The 15,001-nt window shown below is 64.3% G+C and carries 8 protein-coding genes and 1 pseudogene; 6 read left to right on the top strand and 3 right to left on the bottom strand.

Annotated features, from left to right (window positions below; all coding sequences use genetic code 11):
• Nucleotides 1-131: 131 nt before the first annotated feature.
• Nucleotides 132-2,821: pseudogene (locus tag ACCQ03_RS01220) on the bottom strand (TonB-dependent receptor plug domain-containing protein).
• Between the two features lie 235 nt (nucleotides 2,822-3,056).
• Here ACCQ03_RS01220 and ACCQ03_RS01225 point away from each other — a divergent pair.
• The 5 genes from ACCQ03_RS01225 (at nucleotide 3,057) to ACCQ03_RS01245 (ending at nucleotide 10,055) form a co-directional block, all read left to right on the top strand.
• Nucleotides 3,057-4,838, top strand: coding sequence for an autotransporter assembly complex protein TamA (locus ACCQ03_RS01225; RefSeq protein WP_017156060.1), 1,782 nt, complete (start codon nucleotides 3,057-3,059; stop codon nucleotides 4,836-4,838).
• Nucleotides 4,835-8,689, top strand: a complete 3,855-nt coding sequence (locus ACCQ03_RS01230; protein ID WP_209227724.1) for a translocation/assembly module TamB domain-containing protein — start codon at nucleotides 4,835-4,837, stop codon at nucleotides 8,687-8,689. Before ACCQ03_RS01225 ends, ACCQ03_RS01230 begins: the two co-directional genes overlap by 4 nt.
• A 270-nt stretch (nucleotides 8,690-8,959) precedes the next feature.
• Nucleotides 8,960-9,388: a hypothetical protein gene (locus ACCQ03_RS01235; protein WP_104620309.1), complete on the top strand. Its 429-nt coding sequence runs from the start codon at nucleotides 8,960-8,962 to the stop codon at nucleotides 9,386-9,388.
• 9 nt (nucleotides 9,389-9,397) lie between these two features.
• A complete protein-coding gene (locus ACCQ03_RS01240) occupies nucleotides 9,398-9,847 on the top strand; it encodes a 3-dehydroquinate dehydratase (protein WP_209227722.1) in 450 nt (149 codons plus the stop codon).
• Nucleotides 9,828-10,055, top strand: a complete 228-nt coding sequence (locus tag ACCQ03_RS01245) for a hypothetical protein (RefSeq protein ID WP_005914565.1) — start codon at nucleotides 9,828-9,830, stop codon at nucleotides 10,053-10,055. Before ACCQ03_RS01240 ends, ACCQ03_RS01245 begins: the two co-directional genes overlap by 20 nt.
• A 276-nt stretch (nucleotides 10,056-10,331) precedes the next feature.
• On the opposite strand, the gene ACCQ03_RS01250 is transcribed toward ACCQ03_RS01245, so the two are convergent.
• Complete coding sequence (locus tag ACCQ03_RS01250; RefSeq protein ID WP_209227720.1) at nucleotides 10,332-12,062, bottom strand: outer membrane protein assembly factor BamB family protein; 1,731 nt, start codon at nucleotides 12,060-12,062, stop codon at nucleotides 10,332-10,334.
• An 813-nt stretch (nucleotides 12,063-12,875) separates the two neighbouring features.
• Nucleotides 12,876-13,460 (bottom strand): gluconokinase, encoded by a 585-nt coding sequence (locus ACCQ03_RS01255; protein WP_057678007.1) that lies wholly within the window; start codon nucleotides 13,458-13,460, stop codon nucleotides 12,876-12,878.
• 157 nt (nucleotides 13,461-13,617) lie between these two features.
• Between ACCQ03_RS01255 and ACCQ03_RS01260 the strand changes: the two genes are divergently transcribed.
• Nucleotides 13,618-15,000 carry an MFS transporter gene (locus tag ACCQ03_RS01260; RefSeq protein WP_209227718.1) on the top strand — a complete coding sequence of 461 codons (1,383 nt, stop codon included), beginning with the start codon at nucleotides 13,618-13,620 and terminating at the stop codon, nucleotides 14,998-15,000.
• Nucleotide 15,001 lies beyond the last annotated feature (1 nt).

Consider the following 15,001-nt stretch of genomic DNA (forward strand, 5'->3'; position numbering starts at 1 on the left):
TTGCGCAACGCCATCACTGCACGCTCTGGCCTGCAGGCGGGCAACACTGCCGCAGCTGCCTCGCAAGTCCAAAAACGCCAGCGGCAGCCGTGTTGGCTGCCGCTGGAGGTACGCATGCACAGTGCTGTGAATCAATGCGCGCCGAAGCGCCAGTTCAATTCCAGCATGTAGGCGCGGCCGTAGCCGGTGTAGTTGAAGATGTTGTAGTACGGGTAGCTGGTGTAGGTGCGGTCACGCGGCGGGCGGGTATTGGCGATATTGTTGACCGTTGCCGTCAGCGAGATATCGTCGCTGATCGCGTAGTCCAGCGTTGCATTGAACGTGGTCCACGCGCCGACCTTGCGTGCTCCTTCCACTGCGTAGCCGTCGGTACTCTGCTGCGACAGAAAGTTCGGGGTGCGGCCGTAGCGCTGGCCGAACAAGGTGGTCGTCCACGCATCCTTCTGCCAGGTGACCGAGGCATTGGCGATGGTGCGGAACTCGGAGGAGAAGAACGGTTCGCTGAGCAGGTCGCGTACCGGGTCCTGGGGGAATTGCTGGCTTTCGTGCTTGAGGGTCACGTTGTACTGCGCGTCGAACACGAACAGGCCCCAGGATTCGGTCGCCAGGTTGTACGTCGCCTTGGTGAGCACACCGGAGATTTCCTCGTTGGAAATATTCACCGGATTGATGCGGATGCTACTCAGGCGATTGGGCACAGGTGCATCGGGCCCGGTCCGATCGATCCGCGAAAGCGCGTCCACGCAGGTAGGCGAATTGATGTCCAGGCTGCCCAGGCGGCACGCCGATTCGGTTTGCAGCAGATTGTCGGTGCTCAGATCGCTGACCTTCTGGTCGATCTTGATATTGTAGTAGTCGGCATTGACGCTGAAGCGTGCGCTTGGCGACCACACCACGCCGGCGCCCCAGGACTTGGCCGTGATCGACTTCAGATCGCGATTGCCGGCGCGGCGTCCTGAAATCGTGGTGCCAGCGTAGGTGCAATCGGCGATCGGCACGCCCGGTTCTTCCACCGCGCAACGGTAGTAATCGTTGACGCCCTGGAAGAAGCCGCTGTCGCCGGCAAAGCTGAAGGCCATGTCCGGCGCCTTGAAGGCGGTGGCGTAGTTACCGCGGAACAACAGCGAGTCGATCGGGCGGAATTCCAGTGCAGCCTTGTAGGTGAATTTGGAATCCCCACCGCCTCCCTGGTTCTTGTAGTCGTCGTAGCGACCAGACAGGTTGGCGGTCAACGTGCTCAGGATCGGGATCCGCGTTTCGAAGGCTGCCGCCCAGTTGTCGCGCTTGCCGCTGCCTTGGGTGCCGGTCAGCTGGTAGAAGTCGCCGGCGATGACGCGCGGGTCGGTCGGGTTGGTCCAGTACTGATTGCCTGCCTGCAACACGCCGGCGATGCCCACAGCGCCGGCAGGCAGGTTGAACAATTCGGTATTGGTCAGCTGCAGGTTGACGTTCTGGGTCCAGGTTCTGGACTTGGTACGGATTTCGTCGTTGAAGCTGCGGTACTGCGCCGGCGTCAATGCGCGATAGAAGTTGGCATCGTTGGGCGAGTAGATCGGGTAGCCGTAATACTCGCCTTGCGGTGCGCCAAGGAATTGTTCGCGGAAGAAGTCTTCGATGCGATCGGCCAGCGGCCATTGCTGGCGACTGTCGATGCGGTATTCCGAACGGGCGTAATAGGCGTCGTAGGTCCAGTTGCTGGCGCCCAGGCCGCCCTTCAGGCCAATTGCGATGTTGTAGGAATCGGCGGTCTGGCGCTGATTGTTGAAATTCAGATTGCCGGTTTCTTCCGGCGCAAAGATGCGCTGATAGCTTTCCAGCTGCTGGCTGTCCTGGTTGTAGAACAGACCGCCGGTGTCAGAAGAGGACTGCCAGAACTGCGAGCCACTGTTGACTTCGACCTTGGTGCGGTTGAGCAGCAGGGTCGAATACAGTTCGGCGTTGTCGTTGAATGCATAGCTCAGGTTGGCATAGCCGCTGGCGCTGCGCTCCTTGTTGAGGATGCTGGCATAGCCAGGCTCGGCACGGCTGCTGCAGAAATTGCCACGGTTGGCACGGTTGTCGTATTGCACCGAACCGTTGAACAGCGCGCCCAGCGCGGCGCAGTTGTCGGCACCGGGGTCGATGTAGGTGCGCGGTGTGTTGTGCAGCGCGATGCGCGAGCCGTAGCGCAGGGTCGGGTCCGGGTTGTCGTTGGTGGAATCGAAATCGCGCCGCTGAAAACCGTAGATCGGGTCCTGATTATTGAGCTGCAGCCCCCACACGATATTGGCGCCGCCGATCTCGTTGCCGCCAGTGAGCTGAAAGCGCTGGTTGTTGCCGCCGCCACCATCGTAGGTGCCCATGCGGTAGTTCATCTGCACGCCGTCCATGCGCTTTTTCAGGATGATGTTGACCACCCCGGCGATGGCGCTGGAACCGTAGATCGAGGACTGGTTGCCGGGCGCCACATCGATACGCTCGACCATGCCGACCGGCACGCTGGCCAGATCGACGAAGTTGCTTTGGCCGTTGTAGAGCAGCGGGTAGTCGGCCATGGGCCGGCCATCGATGAGTACCAGGGTGAAGCCCGGATCCAGCCCGAGCAGGCTCAATGACTTGGCGCCCGGAGTAAAGCCGCCACTGAACTGACTGTCCTGCACGGAGCCAGTGGCCATCGGCTGCGAGCGCAGCACGTCGTAGACGTCCTTGAAGCCGCGGCGCTGGATGTCCTGGGCAGTGATCGAAAACACCGGGGTCGCGGTTTCGATCTGGGAGCGGGGATCAACGAACCTGTCACGGTGACCTTGTCCAATTGGGTCACGTCACCTTGGTCCTGCGCCATCGCAAGCGATGGCATCGTTAAGGCGGTGCATACGGCGGTAACCAGCAGACGACGCTTCATGAAACGAACCTCTCTCTCAAGGTAAACGGGCAAGCAGCAATTGGGGGGCCGCTCGCAATCAGTGCCAACGAAACGTTAACAACACGCCGAATGTGACCACGTCACTCGGTCCCCGTATAGTCGGGTTTGCTTAGATTTTTTGTCCCTTCACGCCGAGGCTGGGTATCCTTTGACGATGCTTAAAGTCGCGTTTGCTCTTTCCTTGCTGTGCACCCTGTTCGTTCCGCTGCAAGCGGTTGCTCGGGCAACCATCGACAAGATCGAAATCAAGGGCTTGGATGGCGGCGACGACGCCGAGATGATCGAGAACATCCAGGTCTCCCTGTCTCTGTATGAGGCCGTGGGCAAGGAGCAGGGCGAGTCGCGTCTGGAATATCTGTTGGCACAGGCCGAGCGGCAAACGCGTGAGGCGTTGGAGCCGTTTGGCTACTACTCACCGACCATTACGCTGGCCGCACCGCGCGCCGGCGACAAGGTGACCGTGGTGATCACGGTGGATCGCGGCGAGCCGGTGCGGGTACGCACCTCGCATATCTCCATCACCGGCTGGGCCGAGCAGGACCGCTATCTGGGCCAGGACCTCAAGCAGTTCGAGCCGCGCGAGGGCCAGGTCTTCAGCCATCCGCAGTACGAAGCCAGCAAGGTGCGCATCACCCGGCGCCTGGCCGAGCGTGGTTACTTCGATGCCGACTTCACCCAGCGCCGCGTTGCGATCACGCGTGCCGAGCATGCGGCCGACATCGATCTGAACTGGGACAGCGGCCGCCGCTACGACATGGGCAAGGTGCGCTTCGACTACGACTACTTCCGCGACGGCCTGTTCGACCCGCTGGTGTACTGGGAAGAGGGCAGCTACTACCACGAAGGCAAGCTGGACCGATTGCGCGAGTCGCTGACCAAGCTGGATTACTTCAGCACCATCGACATCCAGCCCAAGCCCGAAGAGGCAGACGACCAAGGCCGCGTGCCGGTGGACGTCAAACTTACCCGCGCCAAGCGCACGGTCTACACCGCCGGCTTGAGCTACGGCAGCGAAAGTGGCGCCGGTGTACGCGGTGGCGTGGAGCGGCGTTACGTGAACTCGCGCGGCCACAAGATGGACACGCAGCTGGATTACGCGCAGAACCGCAAGAGCCTGACCACCAGCTACCGCGTGCCGGCGTTCCGGTGGCTGGATGGCTGGTACACCGCCTCGGCGCGGCTGTACGACGAGCAGACCGAGTACATCGACCTGCGCAACGTCAAACTCACCGGCAGCCGCAGTGGCCAGATCAACGAGCGCTGGAGCGCGATCGCCTCGATCAACGCCTTGCGCGAGCGGTGGCGTTTCAGCAGCGGCGACGATTTCGAAGGCGCGGTGTACGAGACGTCCACCCTGATCTATCCGCAGTTGCAGGCCAACTACGTCAATGTCGACGACCGGCTATTTCCGCGCAGCGGCGTGTCGGCGCAGATGTTCATCCGCGGCGGCGCCGAAGGTGCCGGCTCGGACACCAACTTCGGCCAGCTGTATGGCCAGCTGCGCTGGTTCCTGGGCGCCGGCGACAACAGCCGGTTGATCCTGCGCGGCGAAGGTGGCACCACCTGGACCAGCGACCTGGTGGCGATGCCGCCGAGCCTGCGCTTCTTCGCCGGCGGCGCGAACAGCATCCGTGGTTATGCGTTCCGCGAAGTCGGCCCGCGCACGCCCAAGCCCGACGAATTCGCGCTGGGTGCCAAGAACGTGGTCACCGCCAGTGCCGAATACGAGCATTACCTCAAGGGCGGCCCCTGGGGCGGCGCGGTGTTCGTCGATGGCGGCAGCGCCTTCGATGACCGGCCCGACTGGCATACCGGTGTCGGCTTCGGCCTGCGTTGGCGCTCGCCGGTGGGCCCGGTGCGGGTGGATATCGCGCATGGCTTGAACGACCCCGACTCGCAGTTTCAGCTCTACATCGATATCGGGGCCAACCTGTGAGCACGCCCACGCCGCCCTCCGCGCCGCGCCGCGCACGCTTCTATCGCCGGCGCCGCTTCTGGGTGGGCTCGGGCCTGACCGTGCTCGGGCTGGTGCTGCTGGCCTTGATCGCGATCTACTGGCTGCTGCAGACCGTGGCCGGGCGCGATGTGTTGCTGGCGCAGGTCACCGCGCGCCTGCCGGTGGGCGCCACCTTTACCTACCGCGCCGTCGAAGGCCCGGTGGCCGGCCCGCTGACCCTGCGCAATGTCGACTTCAAGTATCAGGACATCCACTTCACCGCCGAGCGCGTGTATCTGGAGCCGGACCTGCGCCCGTTGCTGGGGCGCAAGCTGCAGCTGGACGCGGTGCAAGTGAGCAATGCCACGTTGAACCTGGGCAAGAGCGAGGAACCGTTCACCCTGCCCAGCTGGCCCGAGTCGCTACCGCAGATCAACGTGCCGCTGGCGATCCAGGCCGACAAGATCGATGTGCAGAACCTGCGCATCACCCAGCTGCAGCAGCCGATGATCGTGCTGCACACCGTGCAGGGCGGGCTCGAGGTCGCCACCGGCGAGCTGCGCACGCGCGATCTGGTGATCGACACCGACATGGGCGACTTCCGCCTGCACGGCGATTACCTGCCCAACGACGACTACCGCGCCGACCTGACCGCCACTGCCGTGCTACCGGCCGCACGCGGGCGCACCCCGGCCAGCCTGGGGCTGGTGGCCCGCGGGGATCTGGACAAGATGGAAGTGGCCATTGCCGGCCGGGCGCCGGCGCCGCTGCAGGCCAGCCTGGTGTTCACCGGTCGCGACGACCCGACCTGGGCGTTCAAGGCGGTGACCGAGGCGCTGGATACCTCGCTGTTGATTCCGGCCGCGCAGGGGCAAGCCAATCCGCCTGCCACGCCGATCGCGCTGAACCTGGAAGCCTCCGGCAAGGGCGGCAACGCCGATCTGCACGGCAGCATCAAGCAAGGCGAACTGAGCGCTACGCTGCAACCCTCGCATGTCCGCCTGGCCGAGCAGGTCCTCACCTTCGAACCGTTGGTGATCGACACCTTCGAAGGCCGCACGCAACTGCGCGGCACCGCCGATTTCCGCGATACCCAGAATCCGAGTTTCCGCTTTGCGGTCAACGCCAGCGGCCTGCGCTTCACTCCGGCCGCGGATCCGGCCACACCGGACGCGCCGCTGGTGCCGGTGGAGCTGAAAGACGCACGCCTGGGCGTGGCCGGCACCTTGAAAGCCTGGGCTGCGATCGGCCACGCCGCACTGGAGCGCGATGGCCAGCAGGCCGAGCTGGTCTTCGACAGCCGTGGCAACGACCAACGTGCACAGCTCAAGCAGGTGCAGGCGAAAACGCCGGGCGGTGCGCTGGATCTCACCGGTGAAGTGGCCTGGGCGCCGGAGCTGCAATGGGATGTCAGCGCGCAACTGGCCAAGTTCGACCCGGGCTATTTCGCGCCGGGCTGGAACGGCAACCTGTCCGGCAAGATCGCCTCCAAGGGGCGGCAATTGCCGGCTCCTGCCGGCGGTGTCTCGCCGGGGTTCGAGGCCACTGCGGACATTCCCAGCCTGGCCGGCCAGCTGCGTCAACGCGCGCTGTCGGGCAACGGCAAGTTCGCGTTGCGCGGCGAACAGGGCGAAGGCGAGCTGCAACTGGCGCTGGGCAATAGCCGCATCACCGCCAAGGGCAAGGTGGGCGACCAGCTCGATATCGCCGCGCAACTGCAGCCGTTGCAGCTGGACGATGTCTTGCCTGGTGCCACCGGCATCGTGCGTGGGCAGCTGCAGGTCAGCGGTACGCGCGACGCACCCGACATCACCGCCGACATTGCCGGCAACGGCCTGCGCTGGGACACCTATAGCGCCCAGAGCATCAGCCTGCGTGGCCGGCTACCGTGGCGCGGCAGCGATGGCCAACTGGCCTTGCAAGGTACCGCCATCGAAGCCGGTGTGGTGCTCGACAGCGTGCGTGTGCAGGCGCGCGGCGCGGTGGAGGCCTTGCGGCTGGACGCGGACATCGCCAACAGCATGGCGACTGTCGCCCTGCAGGGCGATGTGCGTCGCAACGGCGAGCGGTGGCAGGGTCAGCTCGCGACCTTGCGCATTGCCCCAGCCAAGGGCGATGCCTGGGCGCTGCGCCAACCGTCGCAGTTCAGCACCGATGGCGCGGCGTTTACCTTGTCCGACACCTGCCTGGGTGCGGCCACCGGCGGCGCGCTGTGCGCCAGCGCCAACTGGCCGCGTGAGGGCATGGTGGTGCACGGCGACGCATTGCCGCTGTCGCTGGTGCAGCCGTGGCTGCCCAAGCAGGAAGGTCGGCAGATCTATCTGCGCGGCGAACTGTCGCTGGACGGTAGCTTCAAGCCGCGCGGCAACGCCTGGGAAGGCAGCCTGCGCATCGCCTCGCCCGAAGGCGGCATTCGTTTGGGCGAAACCCGCTACGCCGCAGTGGCCGGCAACCCCAATCGCGGCGAGTTGCTGCGCTACGACCAATTCAGCGTGCAGGCCGATTTCAGCCAGCAACAGATCCAGGGCAAGCTCGGTATCGGCTTCCAGGGCGCCGGCTTTGTCGATGCCAAGTTCAATACCGGCTGGGATGCGTACGCGCCGCTCAACGGCGAGCTGTATCTGAATATGTCGCGGCTGTACTGGCTGGAGCTGGTGATTGCCGACGTGGTGCGGCCGAAGGGGCTGGTCGAAGGCCACGTGAGCCTACGCGGCACCCGCGACAAGCCACTGCTCGGCGGCGACGCCACTCTGAGCGATTTCACCGCCGAATATCCGTCGATGGGTTTGACGCTGAGCGAGGGCAAGGGCCGCTTCGATGCGCTGCCGGATGGCTCGGCCAAGATCACCGCCTCGGCCAAGTCCGGCCCCGGCACGCTCACCGTCGATGGCGGGTTGTCGTGGTTCGGGACCAGCACGCCGTTGCTGCTCAATATCCGCGGCGACAACGTGCTGGCCTACAACACCAGCGAGTTGCGCATCATTGCCAATCCGGACATGCAGTTCGGCATTAGCGACAACACCATGCAGTTGCGCGGCAAGGTCACCGTGCCCGAAGCGGACATCGACCTGGAACGCCTGGACCGTGGCACCTCGGTGTCCGAAGACGTGGTGGTGCTGGACCCGGTGGACCCGGAACAGACGCCCGCATCGCCCTTGGATATGGACCTGGCGATCGTGCTCGGCGACAAGGTCAACATGAGCGGCTTCGGCCTCAAGGGCGGGCTGAGCGGGCAGATGCAGATCCGCGCGCGCCCGGGCCGCGAAATGACCGCCAATGGCGGGCTGGATGTGCGTGGGCGCTACAAGGCCTATGGCCAGGACCTGACCATCACCCGTGGCCAGCTGACCTGGAACAACAACATCGTCTCCGACCCGCGCGTGAGCCTGCGCGCCGAACGCAAGATCGGCGATGTCACCGCCGGCATCGATGTCAGCGGCCGCGCCGAATCGCCGCGTGCCGACGTGTGGTCGGAACCGGCGATGTCGCAATCCGAAGCGCTGTCGTACCTGGTGCTCGGCCGCGGCCTGTCCACCGCCAGCAGCGACGAAACCCAGCAGGTCAGCGCCGCCTCGGCCGCACTGTCGGCCGGCAGCAGCCTGATCGCCTCGCAGATCGGCGCCAAGCTCGGTCTGGACGACGCTGGCGTCAGTCAATCCAGCACGTTGGGCTCGGTCGTCGGTTTCGGCAAATATCTCTCGCCCAAACTCTACGTTGGCTACGGCGTGTCGATGGTCGGCGGCGGCTCGGTACTGACGCTCAAATACCTGCTCAGCCGCGGCTTCGATATCGAAGCCGAATCCAGCACCATCGAGACCAAGGGCTCGGTGAACTGGCGGCGGGAGAAGTAGGCGGCTTCGCGCTGGCAGAAACTGCTGGTCGTTCTGCTGCGCCTGCGGCCGTTAGCGTGCAGCGCTTGTTGCATGGATAGACGATTAAGCCAGCTGCATCTGCTTTACCTGCGCTGCGCACCGGCATCGATGCGCGTTGGATTGTTTCGACTGATGGAAAACGCGCCATTACGCACTCTTTATGTTCGCGCACTGGCGTGCGGATAGCGCCTTTATGCCCGCCAGGCCTACCTTGGCACTCCCGCACTGTGGTGCGTTGAGCCGAACACGATGTGTATCCTGATTTTGCGCGGTCCTCAGGCCGATCCGGCGCCGTTGATGCCGATGCCATTGCCTGCGTGTGCCGGGCGTGCATTGCGCACGTTGGCGTGTGCCGATGTGGATAGCTTGATTGCCGAGCTGCATGCGGCCGGTGGCAATGCCGAAGTGGAGCTGGTGTTGCTGGATTCGGGCGATCTGCCGTTGTCCGAGCGCAGTTGCGCGCGCGCCTTGCGCGCTGCCGTGGACGCGTTGCCCACGCCGTATATCGAGCTGCATTCCGATGCGGCGCAGGAGTTGGAGCCGTGGCTGCATGCGCAGCATGCGCCGTTGGCGGTGGTGATTGCTCCGCACGATGCGCCGCGTGCATATGCGATGTCGCTCGGCATTGCCGCGCGGTGCCTGCCGCCGATGCACGCGCCGCTGCGCGTTGCTGCCTGAGGAGGCGCGATGTCGATCATGATCATGCGTGGGCCGGAGGCGGCGATGCCGCTGGTGCGTGGGCCGCAGCCGTTGCCGCGCGCCGTCATTCGCCAATTGGTGGCGTGTGCCGGGGACGCGGGCAAGACGGTGGCATTGCGTGCCTGTGGCTCGGAACAGGAACTGCTGGATGCGCTGCGTGTGGCCGGCCAGGCGCGGATGGAGATCGCGCTGATCGATCCGGGCAGTTGCGTGGGCAGTGCGCGCTTGCATCGCGTGCTGAGCGAATTGCCTTACCCCTATGTCGAAACGCACGACGACAGCGTGGACCGTCCGGAACGCTGCCTGCCGCACGGTCTGGGGCAGTGCATCGCCACGGTGCGTGGGTATTGTGCGCAGAGCTATCTGCTGGGGCTGGAGATCGCGCTGGAACATCTGGGCTGCACGGAGATTCAAGGCGATGTCCACGTCGGGACCTGAGCGGCGCCAGCTGCATTACTTCGCCGATTACGAGGGCTACTGCGACGGTCGGCCGGTGCTGTGGGGGCAACTGGCACATAGCGTGGACGTACCAGCCGATGGCGAACTGGATGCAGCCGCGCTGGTGCGCGCACTGCGCCGGCGTGCGGCCGAGGCGCACGGCCTGGAAGCGGGGCAGATTCGCTTATGCCAGGTCACGCGACTGTAGTTGCGAGCTTGGAGCAGAAAAAGCTACGCGCACCGGCAGGCGCGCGCAGCGTGCTCGGCCAGATGGCGGCTCGCTGTCGGTGGGTCGCCACGTTCTGCGTTCAGCGCGAGGACGTCTGTTGATCGCTGTAGATGATGCGTTGCCGCGTTGCCGCCGACTTCGTGGCACGCCTGCAGTTGCACCTGAACAACCGGCAGCGCCGACGAAGACACCGCCGCCCGAAGGCGGAGGTGTCGTTCCGACAGGAACCGGTTATGGCCGCCCTGCAGATCCTGCTTACTTGGCTGCTGCGTTATCCGGCACGAACTTGGTCAGCTGGTTGGCTGTTGCCGCGACACCGAAGTTGTTTCGCGCATAGCCGGAGCCCCAGTACAGCGCACCGTTCACGATTGCCGGCGCGCTCATCACCGAGCCACTGGCCTTGTAGTTCCACAAGGTGGCACCGGTATCGCTGTCCAGGGCAACCATATTGCCTGCCATCGATCCGGCGAACAGCAGGTTAGGTGAGACCGAGATCGGACCCTGCGCGCCGGCCGGCACCGTCGGATTGACGGGGTTGATTCCCGGTGCCTTCACTTGCCACAGGATCTTGCCGGTAGCCGCATCCAGTGCCGCCCACGAACCGGCGTTGTGGCTGACGGTGTTGTCTGGGCCCAGCGTGTAGGTGGTGTTGAGGTTGTTGTTGATGCCGACATAGATGCGCGACTTGTAGGGATCAAACGCGGCGCCCCACTCGATACCACCGGTGGTGCCGCCCGGACCAACTTGGGTGGACCATACCTTGGCACCGGTCTTGGCGTCGAAGGCCCAATAGATGCCACTCTTCTGTCCGGCGCCGACCAGTTGTTGCAGCTTGCCGTTGCGCGGCACCGCAAACAGTTGCACGCCCGCACCGCCAAAGTCGTAATCGGGGCCGGTCAGGTTGGTTGCCTGGGTGTTCGGGCACAGGCCATTGGTCGGGGCAAGGATGCACGACAGATTCCAGGCATCGTAGCCCTGGTTGCGGTTGGCCCAGACCAGCTTGCCGGTGTCCAGATTGAGCGAAATCACCGAATCGACGTAGTTGTCCGGTGCCATGCAGTTGAGTTCATCCTCGACGGTCAAATCACCGCCGCGATAGGAGCGCGCATTGGACACGCAGTTACCGACGCTGGCGGGAATGTTGTAGTTGTTGCCGGTGCCGAAATAGATGCGGCGCGCGATCGGGTCCACCGCGACCTGGCCCCATGTCGATGCACCCGTGTAGCCTTCGGGCGCGTTGTAGAACTGCCAAACCTTCTTGCCGGTGTTCACGTCCAGCGCCACCACGCTGCCGCGGAATGAGAACCGATGGGTGGGATCGAGACTTTCATAATCTCTGGAGGACACCCCCAGGTACACGCGGTTGCCGTACACCACCGGGGACGAGGTGATCTGTGCCTGTGGATTGGTCTCTACCTCGCTCTTCCACAACAACTTGCCGGTTTTTTTGTCCAAGGCCAGCACGGTGCCGCCGGCCATGTCGCCCAGGATGATGCTCTTGGGGGTGATGGCAGGCGTGGTACGCGAGAGCGAATTGCTCTTGTTCGTATAGTCCGACAGCTTGGCCTGCCAGTTCGGCTTGCCGGTTTGCGTGTCCACGCTATACAGCGTGCCGCCCCAGTCGGGCACGTACAGGGTGCCGCCTTCGATGCTGGGCGTGGCCGAGATGTCGCCGGTGGTGGTCAGCGTCCACGCCGGCTTGAGCGTCTTGGCAGTGGTGCGATTGATCTTCCATTCGCCCGGTGCGAAACGCGAGTTCAAGTAGCCGCCACCGGCCACGGTCCAGTTGCTGGGGCTGGCAAAGGGAAGGTCTTGACCGAAGCTGCGCCAGACCTGGCCGGAGCGTGCGAATGCCTCGGTATCCAGGGCCGATACCGGCTGCTGCGCGGTGGTGGCGCCAGACTGCGCGAAAGCCACGGCACTGGCGAGCAGGCAAGGAACGAGCGTCAAACTGCGAAACCGCAAACGGCGTTTGGGATTGATCATCACGGCATGTCCTAGATGGAAGGAAGCGTTGGATCCCCCCGGATCTGCCGACGAACGATGGACGATTGACGTGACCGTGCAACACCTGCGCGGCGCTGCATTCAGACAACGGTCGGGTCCGTTTGCATCTGGTGCGACCAGCTTGAAAAATTTGCGTTCAATCGGTTCGTTATTCGCACTAATCGTGATGATTCATCACTATTTCCTGGGTTGCGATAGAAAACTTGATTGATGCGGTCTTGAACCGAGATGCACCGATGACGGCGGTTTGCAAGAAGTAACCAGGAGATATTGCGCAACCTTGTGTGGGTGCTTTGCCACGGATGGGCGCGATGGAAAAGTGCGCCAGGAACACCCGGTGCGCGATATCGGCGGTCGATTGCCGCGTCCTGCGGTATGTAGCCAATGGGGCTGAAGGGCTCAGCGCTGTGGCCGATTGCGCTGCGCGCTGCGAGTCGTGCGGCGTGTGGAGGCGGCGAGATGAGCGATGCGGGTGTGGTCGTACCCTCATCCGCCCCTTCGGGGCACCTTCTCCCGGCGGGAGAAGGGAATGGCGCGTTGCCGATGCGGGCACTTTGCGGCGGCATACGGCCATGCGGATGCGCGCTGGATGCGCAGGCGAGCGCGACAGCAGGTGTTCGCGCTGCGCCGTGCGGGCATTGCCGCTGTGACTGCGCTCAGGCTGCGCGTCGCGCGATCGTGATGGGGCATCCATCCCGGCACGGAAGCAACAGCCTCGCGATGCATGACGCATGACGCATGACGGCCTAGACGACACCCACCGCGTGCCTCACGCAAATCGTCTGCGTGCGCTTACACCCGCTCCGATGCGCGCCATGCATGTTGCACTGCGGCGGCATCGATCGCCGCCAATTGGGCGATCGCATCCTGCACAACCGCAGGCACGCTGGCATCCACGTCCACCGACACCACGTCCGCTTCGTCCAACGGCAGCTCCAACGTCTGCAGCTGGCTGTCGAGCAACGCGGCTGGCATGAAGTGGCCTGCGCGGGCGCTCAGGCGTGCGGCGATCACGTGCGGGGCCGCATGCAGGAACACGAAGCGCATCGGCACGCCGCTGTTGCGCAGCAGCTGGCGATGCGCGCTGCGCAAACCGGAAAAGGCCAGCACCACCGATTCGCCGGCCTGTACGCAATCGCGCAGCGTGGCCGATAGCAGTTCGACCCACGGCAGGCGCATCGCGTCGGTGAGCGGTTGACCGGCTGCCATCTGCGCGCGTGCTGCCACGCTGTGGTAGTCGTCGGCATCCAGAAAACGGAAGCGGTAATGCGCTGCCAGCGCCTGTGCAATGGTGGTCTTGCCGCTGCCCGACACGCCCATCACCACGATGGCAAGCGGCGAAGCGGACGCGGGCGTGGCATGTGTGGCGGTGTCCATCACGTCAGGTTATATCTCTGGATCGATTCGGCATTCGAATGGATTTCACGTTGGCGACAGCCGACGCGTGGTGTAGCGTCGGCGCTCCTCGCCAGGTGCGCGGGCACCCAGCGTAACGGCGTGCTCGGCCGGGTACAACGCATTTGAAGGTGTGTCGATGACGTCATCGCCCGCAACGTCTCCTGCATCGGCGCGCCTGCGCTGGCGCGAAAAGCTGGGCTATGGCGCCGGCGATCTGGGCCTGAATCTGTACTGGGCCAACATCTCGGCGTTCTTGCTGATCTTCTACACCGACACCATGCACCTGCCGGCGGCTGCAGTCGGCACCATGATCTTGTTGACCAAGATCGCCGATGCGATCGCCGACCCGGCGATGGGCGCACTGGCCGACCGCACGCGTAGCCGGCTTGGCAAGTTCCGCCCGTATCTGCTGTGGGGTGCGCTGCCGATGGCCGCTGCCGGCGTGCTTGCCTACACCACGCCGGACCTGGATCAACATGGGCGTATGTGGTGGGCCACGATCACCTTCCTGCTGATGATGCTGGCCTACACGGTGGTGAGCATTCCGTACTCGGCATTATCCGGCGTGATCACCGCCGACAGCCAGCAGCGCACCGGCCTGATCAGCCTGCGTTTCATCGGTGCGTTCGCAGGGACCACCTTGGTCAACTACTTCACGATGGACCTGGTGCGCTGGTTCGGCGCAGGCAACGATGCGTTGGGATGGCAGCGCACGATGCTGCTGTACGGCGCGGTGGCGCTGGCGTTGTTCGTCACCGTGGCGCTGACCACGCGCGAACGCGTGCAACCGCCGCCGCAACAACGCACACCGATTCGTCGCGACATCGCCGACCTGCTGCAGAACAAACCGTGGTGCGTACTCTTTGTGCTGTCTTTGATCATCATGATCACGATCACCATGCGCGGCGGTGCGGGCGTGTACTACCTCAAGTACTACGTACAACGCCCGGATCTGGTCGGCCTGTTTCTGGGCAGCTACTCGGTGGCCCTGGGCGTGGGTGCGGCCATCACGCCGCTGCTGACGCGGCGCTGGGACAAGCGCCAGCTGATGTTCTGGCTGATGGTGCTTGTCGGCCTGCTGAGTTGTGCGATGTTTTTCGTACCGGCCGATGCGGTGTGGGCGGTGTTCGTCTTGAACATGCTGATCGGCCTGGCGCTTGGGCCGAAATCGCCGTTGGCGTTTTCGATGTATGCCGATAGCGCCGACTACACCGAATGGCGCACCGGCCGCCGGGCCACGGCGATGACGTTCGCCGCTGCGACGTTTTCGCAAAAGCTCGGTGGGGCGTTGGCCTCGGCCGGCATTGCCTGGGTGCTGGCTGCAATGGGCTATGTCGCCAACACCGCGCAGTCCACCGGGTCGTTGACCGGCATCGTGCTGCTGCTGACAGTGATTCCGGGTGCGGTTGCGCTGCTGGCGGCCTGGACCATGCGTTTTTATCCGCTGGACGATGGGCTGTTGAACCGCATCCAGCACGAACTGGCCGCGCGCAAGCGCGACGAACCGGAGCACCCCTGAC

Origin of the sequence: Xanthomonas sp. NCPPB 3569 (genome assembly GCF_041475645.2) — a bacterium.
Classification (GTDB): Bacteria; Pseudomonadota; Gammaproteobacteria; order Xanthomonadales; family Xanthomonadaceae; genus Xanthomonas; species Xanthomonas phaseoli.